General features: G+C 74.2%; 6 protein-coding genes. 1 reads left to right on the top strand and 5 read right to left on the bottom strand.

Features of this window, described 5'->3' with window-relative positions; genetic code table 11:
- Window positions 1-1,364 (top strand): ATP-binding SpoIIE family protein phosphatase (locus K6I34_RS28825; protein ID WP_229330280.1); only part of this gene is annotated, 1,364 nt, incomplete at its 5' end.
- Window positions 1,365-1,421: 57 nt separating this feature from the next.
- Here the strand turns inward: K6I34_RS28825 and K6I34_RS28820 are convergent.
- The 5 genes from K6I34_RS28820 to K6I34_RS28800 form a co-directional block, all read right to left on the bottom strand.
- Window positions 1,422-1,937, bottom strand: coding sequence for a DUF4142 domain-containing protein (locus K6I34_RS28820; protein ID WP_229330279.1), 516 nt, complete (start codon window positions 1,935-1,937; stop codon window positions 1,422-1,424).
- 188 nt (window positions 1,938-2,125) lie between these two features.
- Window positions 2,126-3,721: an alpha/beta hydrolase gene (locus tag K6I34_RS28815; protein WP_229330277.1), complete on the bottom strand. Its 1,596-nt coding sequence runs from the start codon at window positions 3,719-3,721 to the stop codon at window positions 2,126-2,128.
- 108 nt (window positions 3,722-3,829) lie between these two features.
- Window positions 3,830-4,090: a cupredoxin domain-containing protein gene (locus tag K6I34_RS28810; protein WP_229330275.1), complete on the bottom strand. Its 261-nt coding sequence runs from the start codon at window positions 4,088-4,090 to the stop codon at window positions 3,830-3,832.
- Between the two features lie 177 nt (window positions 4,091-4,267).
- A complete protein-coding gene (locus tag K6I34_RS28805) occupies window positions 4,268-5,575 on the bottom strand; it encodes a sensor histidine kinase (RefSeq protein WP_374231044.1) in 1,308 nt (435 codons plus the stop codon).
- Window positions 5,572-6,312, bottom strand: a complete 741-nt coding sequence (locus K6I34_RS28800; RefSeq protein WP_229330273.1) for a hypothetical protein — start codon at window positions 6,310-6,312, stop codon at window positions 5,572-5,574. Before K6I34_RS28800 ends, K6I34_RS28805 begins: the two co-directional genes overlap by 4 nt.
- Window positions 6,313-6,414: the final 102 nt, after the last annotated feature.

The raw sequence follows: 6,414 nt of genomic DNA, 5'->3' as shown, positions 1-6,414 counted from the left end.
ACCCGGCCGTGCGCGCGTGGCTGCCCGAGGCCCCCCTGCACGTGCCCGTCGGCGACGCGGACTGTGTGCTCGCGGTGCCGCTGAGCGCGCGCGACACCACACTGGGCGTGGCTGTCTTCGTCCGCCGTTCCGGCCCTTACGACGCGGACGACCTGCTGCTCGCCGCGGAGATCGCGGCCCGGGCGGGCGCGTGCGTGGACAACGCGCGGCGGTACGCGCTGGAGCGCGCGGCCGCGCTCACCCTCCAGCGCAGCCTGCTGCCCAACAGGCTGCCGGACCAGAGCGCCGTCGAGGTCACCTCGCGCTATCTGCCCGCCGACGAGGAGGCGGGCATCGGGGGCGACTGGTTCGACGTCGTCCCGCTGTCCGGCGCCCGGGTGGCGCTGGTCGTCGGCGACGTCGTGGGCCGGGGCCTGCAGGCGTCGGCCGTCATGGGCAGGCTGCGGGCCGCGGTGCGGACGCTCGCCGACCTCGACCTGCCGCCCGACGAACTCCTCACCCACCTCGACGACCTGGTCATCCAGCTGGCGCAGGGCCGGACGAGGGCGGCGGGCACGGTGCGGGAGACGGGCGCGTCCTGCCTGTACGTCGTCTACGACCCGGTGTCGCGGCGCTGCTCCATGGCCCGCGCCGGGCACCCCGCGCCCGTCCTGCTGCTGCCCGGGGGCACCGCGCGCTCCGCGCCCCTGCCCAGCGGCCCGCCGCTCGGGCTGGGCGGGCTGCCCTTCGAGGCCGCCGAGTTCGAGCTGCCGGAGGGCACCCTCCTCGCGCTCTACACCGACGGGCTGGTCGAGGGCCGCGACCACGGGACGGGGGCGGGCACGGTCCGGCTGCGCGAGCTGCTCACCGACGCGTCCGCGCCCCTGGAGGCCGTCTGCGACGACGTGCTGGATGCGCTGCTGCCCGACCGGGCGGAGCCGCCCGCCGACGACGTGGCGCTGCTCCTGGCCCGTACCCGTGCGCTCGACCCGGCGCGCGTACGCGAATGGAGCCTGCCCGCCGAGCACACCGCGGTCGCCGACGCGCGCAAGAGCGCCGCCGAGCAACTGGCGGCCTGGGGCCTGGAGGAGCTGGGCTTCACCACCGAACTGGTCGTCAGCGAGCTGGTGACCAACGCCATCCGGTACGCCCGGGAGCCCATCAGGATGCGGCTGATCCGTGCCGACACGGCGCTGATCTGCGAGGTCTCCGACGCCAGCAGCACCTCGCCGCGGATGCGGCGGGCCCGTGTCCTCGACGAGGGCGGCCGGGGCCTGCTGCTCGTCGCCCAGCTCACCGAGCGCTGGGGTACCCGCTTCACGGCCGACGGCAAGACCATCTGGGCCGAACAGCCGCTGCCGCACCAGGCGGCGGGACCGGTCTGAGCCACCGGCGCGGGCGGGGGGAGGCGCTGTGCCCCGGGCCCGCGCCGACGGCCGGTGTCAGGACTTGCGGGAGCAGTCGCGCACGAGCTTCAGGTGGCGCTCGATGTACGGCCTGGCCTCACGGGCCGCCGCGCGCACGTCGCGGTCCTTGCCGCCGGAGACCTCGTCGTCCATCAGCTTCAGCGTGGCGACGTGCGCGGTCTCCTGCGCCTTCAGCCACGCCGTGTCGTAGCCGCGGGTGCCGGCCCGTTTCCCGATGTCCTTGATCTCCTGCTGCTGCTCGGGCGTGGTCGAGCTGGGCAGCGTCACGTTCAGCCGTTTCGCCAGTGTCCTGAGCTGATTGTCGAGACGTGTGTGGTCGGTGACGAGCACCTCCCCGGTCTCCCTGGTACAGCGCAGCATGGCGTACCGGGCGGCGTCCTTGCCCGCGGCGATCTCCGCCATGCCGCCCTGGTGGAACGTGGTCAGGAAGTTCTCGTCGTGTTCGCACTCCGTGGCGAGCGCGGTGCCCGCCGATGCCGCCGCCAGCGCGAGGGCCGCCACCGCGGTACCGGTCCGGTGTCGCATACGCATCGTGTCGCTGCTCCGTTCCTCTTCTGCCCGCGGGGCCTTCCGGCGGCGCGGGCGGGTTCCGGTGGGGGCGTACCAGCCGACGCCCCTCCGGAGCTGATGCCTGCCCCGGGCCGCCGTGGCGCCACCCCGGGGGCCGTCGCAGTCCCTCCCAATGGAGCAGCGCCCGGCCGGGGTCGTGCCGGGGCCGGTCAGGTGCAGGTGCTGCGGTCGGGCGGCAGGGTGCCGTCGAGCAGGAACGCGTCGATGCGCTCGTTGACGCACCCGGCGTCCTGGGTGCCGTAGACGCTGTGCCCGCCGCCGGTGTCGGTCATGGTGACGGCGGGGCCGACCGCGGCGGCCATGCGGCGCAGCCACTGGACGGGGGTGGCCGGGTCGTACTCGGTGGTGTGCATGAGGATCTTGGGAGCGCCGTCGGCCCGTACGTCGTGCGAGGCGGCGTCGCCGGGCTGCGGCCAGCCGGTGCAGGCGGCCATGCCCGCGGCCATGAACGGGCCGAAGACGGGCGAGGCGCGGACGAACTCGTGGTAGGCGGAGACGACTTGCTCGACGGTGTAACGGTCCGTGGTGTCGGCGCAGTTGATGGCGGTCATGCCCTCCTCGACGCCGTCGTGGCCGCTGTCCTCCCGCCGCCCGGTCGCCCGGTCGGCGGCGGCGCGGCCCAGTTCCGCGGCCTCGCCCGGGCGTACGTGGTAGATGATGGCGGCCAGCAGGTTGGGGGTCTCGGGCAGGCTCTCCCGGGAGCGCAGCAGGCCCATGGTCTCCTCGATGGCGGCCTCGCGGTCGACCTTCCGGCCGCCGGGCCAGTCGAGGGGCGCGTCGTCGAGCCGGTTGAAGGCGCGGGCCACGTTCGCCATGGCCTTGTCGGTGTCCGAGCCGAGCATGCAGTCCTCGTCGCCGCGGCTGGTGCACAGCTCGACGGCGTGGCGCAGGGCGCGCTGGTAGGCGGCCGTCTGGGCGAGGGTGGTGTCCTTGAGGTTGGGGGCGGGCTCGTCGACACCGTCCATGACCATGCGGCCGACGTTCTTGGGGAAGTGGTGCGCGTAGACGGCGCCGAGCTTGGTGCCGTAGGAGAAGCCGAGGTAGTCGAGCTTCTTCTCGCCGAGTGCCGCGCGGAGCACGTCCAGGTCGCGGGCGGCGTTGACGGTGCCGACGTAGGGGATGATGCGGCCCGCGGTGCGCTTGCAGCGCTGGAGGGCCTTCTCCTGGGCCTCCAGGAAGTCGGCCATCCCGGCGGCGCCCGGCAGGTCGGGGGAGGTCGGGCGCTCGTACGCGGCGGGGCCGCCGCCGCAGAGCACCGGGGAGCTGGCGCCGACGCCGCGGGGGTCGAAGCTGACGAGGTCGTAACGTGTGCCCGCCTTGCTGAAGCCGTCCGGCCCGTACTCCTTGAGCTCCCGGAGCCCGGACTCGCCGGGCCCGCCGAAGTTCAGCACGAGCGATCCGGCGCGGTGCTCCTGGTCCTTGGTGCGGTAGCGCATGAGCGCGAGGCGGAGCTCGCCCTTGCCGGGGTCGGCGTAGCTGTAGGGGACGGTGAGCCTGCCGCACTCGGCGCGGGCGTCGGCCTTCTCGGTCTCCTCCCTGACGGCCCTGTCGGTCTCCCGCGCACAGGGCTTCCAGGTGATGTGCTGCTCGTAGTAGGACGTCAGGTCCCGCTCCCCCGCGGCCTGTCCGGAGTCGCTGCAGCCGGTGATGCCTGGGGCGAGCAGGACGGCCGCCGCGAGGGGTGCGGACACCTTGGCGGCGCGCGGAAGTCGGGGCGGACGCGGGGTGCGGCGTACGGACGTCATGTGACGGACGGTAATTCGCGGCTCTGGGAGGGGCTTTCCGGAGCGGGCGTCCGGGTGACATCCGGGTGAGCAGGAGCGCGTGACGCGCCGTCGGGAGTCGGCCGGGAGTCAGGGGGTGACGACGACGGTGCCCTTCATGACGGCCGCGTGGATCTCGCAGTGGTAGGGGAAGGTCCCCGGGGTGTCGAACTGGTGCATGAAGCTCCCTCCGGGGTGGACCACGCCCGAGTCCCACCCGGGGCTGTCGGAGGTGGTCGTGTGGTCGTCCCCGCCCCGGTTGATCCAGAGGATCGAATCGTGGACCGGGATGGTGATGCTCTGGGGGTCGAAGAAGTCGTCGTTCATCGTGACGGTGTGGGTGGCGGCCATGGCCGGGGTCCTTCCTTCCGCGCCGCCGGAGAGGATGTCCGGTGGCCGAACTTGTGTCGGATCTTCCCTCACCCGGATGCACCAACCACGGACTCACCCGAACGGCTTACGAAGGAGGGAAGCGGGCGCACTCGTGGGGCGGCCGGGCATCCGGGTGGGTGACGCGGACGGCCGCGCTCAGACCTCGTACTCGGGGTGTTCGAAGTACTCGGGGTACTCGGGCAGGCGCAGCGTCGTCACCGCGCCGCCGTCCGGGGCGTTGGCGAAGGTCAGGTCGGCGTCGACGAGCCTGGCCTGGCCGACGGCGATGGTCAGGCCGAGGCCGTGGCCCTTGCTGCCGGGCGTGGTGGGCTCGGTGCGGAACCGCTGGGGGCCGTGCTCCAGGAGGTAGGCGGGGTAGCCGTCGCCGTGGTCCCGCACGGTGATGACGGGGCCGTCCACGGTCAGGGTGACCGGCGGGCGCCCGTGGCGGTGGGCGTTGGCCAGCAGATTGCTCAGCACCCGCTCCAGGCGGCGCCGGTCGGTGACCACGCACGCGTCGTGCACGACCCGCACCTCCACCTCGAGACCGGAGGCCCGCACGGCGCGCTCCGCGAGCGAGCCGAGCCGGTGGGCGTCGAGGTCGGCCTGCTCCGTGTGCGAGTCGAGCCGGGAGATCTCCAGCAGGTCCTCGGTCAGGCGGCGCAGCGCCTGCACACGGTCGCGGACGAGCTCGGTGGGGCGGCCCGGCGGGAGCAGGTCCGCGGCCGCCTGGAGTCCGGCGAGCGGGGTCCGCAGCTCGTGGGCCACGTCGGCGGTGAACCGCTGCTCGCTCTGGAGCCGGGCCTGGAGGGTCGCGGCCATCGTGTCGAGCGCGGCGGCCACGGCGGCCACCTCGTCGCGCGCCTTGGCCGGGTCCGCGGCGCGCGGGTCGGCGACGCGCGCGTCGAGGTCGCCCGCGCTGATCCGGCGGGCCACGTCGGCGGTGCGGTGCAGGCGGCGGGTGACCCGGGAGACGGCGAAGACGCCGATGATCAGGGTGCCGCCGATGGCCAGGGTCGAGGAGCCGATGATGGCCCGGTCGAGGCCGTCGATGGTGGCCGCGCTGTGCCGGTAGTCGAGCCGTACGGCGATGACCCCGCCGTCCGCGGGCCCGGCGGCCCACATGGTGGCGACACCGTTGTCGTCGCCCAGGGCGGTGCCCCGGCGGCCGTGCAGCGCCATCTCCCGCAGCTTCGCGGGCAGCCCGGGCGGGTTGAGCACGGCCTGGTGGTGCGCGGGATCCCCCGCGGAGTAGGCGCGGGCGGCGGAGTCGAGCCGGTCGAGCGCCTCGACCCGCGCCTGGTGGACGGTCTGCCGCGTGACGATGACGTGCACCAGCGTGCCGAGCACCGCCGCGACCACGCAGCACATCACGGCCAGGAACAGCGTGAACTTCGCGTACAGCGAGCCGACGCGGGACAGCCTGGGCAGCCGTGCCCACCACGCGCGGAGGCGGGCGGTCACGAGGGCTCCGGGGCGGGCGGTCCGGACGTGATGTCGGTACGGCGGATCTCGTCGCTCTTCAGGTCCATGTACTGCCGGTGGGAGTCCCACGAGTAGACGGAGCGCACAGCGTAGTGCGGGGTGGCGGACGGCTCCCAGACGATCAGGTCGCGGCCCGCGATCTCGATGGACGAGGGCTGGACGATGGTGGCCATGATCCGGGTGAGGACGCCCTTGACGAGCGTGTAGCAGCGCAGGCCGAGGAGGTGGTCGCCCATCTCGATGCCGACGATCAGGTCGTCGCGCCCGTCACCGGTGAGGTCGCGGTGGACGGGGGCGCGGACGGGGCAGTCGCCCGCCTCCTCCGAACAGCTCATGATCTTGTCGGCGGTGGCCTCGTCCAGCCCGTCCGCGCCGGTGACGTCGTGCCGGTGCGCGGCCACCTCCGCCTTGACCACGGCGTACGCGTCCACCTTGCGGATGTCCCCGGAGGGCACCTCCGGGACGCCGGGGACGCGGGTGGCGGTGACATCGTCGTGCTGCGCGCCACTCGGCGTGGGGGCCGGGGGCCGGCCGGGCCACAGTGGGGACGGCGCCATGGCGGGCGCGGTGGTACCGGCGCTGAGCGGCTCGCCCGCGGTGGCGCAGGACGTGGCGGCGGCGACGGTGACGACGACCAGCGCCACCGCCCCCAGGGCCCGCCGCAGGGGTCGCCGCCGAGGACGGGCGGCGTGCGGTTCGCGGGCTGGTGCGGTCACTGCGTGGTCCAGGTGTGTGGGCGACGTACCCCACCGATGTTATGCGAGCGCCACAGGTGACCGGGGATTCCCGGGGGCTGCGCCCCGAACCCCCTCGGGGTG

It is taken from the genome of Streptomyces sp. UNOC14_S4 (assembly GCF_020740835.1).
In the GTDB taxonomy this organism is placed as follows: Bacteria; Actinomycetota; Actinomycetes; order Streptomycetales; family Streptomycetaceae; genus Streptomyces.
The sequence above is the reverse complement of the archived record's forward strand: the minus strand, read 5'-3'. Positions and strand labels throughout refer to the sequence as shown.

Coding starts and splice junctions, on each gene's coding strand:
- K6I34_RS28820 (WP_229330279.1), bottom strand. CDS start 1,937: ATGCGTATGCGACACCGGACCGGTACCGCGGTGGCGGCCCTCGCGCTG.
- K6I34_RS28810 (WP_229330275.1), bottom strand. CDS start 4,090: ATGGCCGCCACCCACACCGTCACGATGAACGACGACTTCTTCGACCCC.
- K6I34_RS28815 (WP_229330277.1), bottom strand. CDS start 3,721: ATGACGTCCGTACGCCGCACCCCGCGTCCGCCCCGACTTCCGCGCGCC.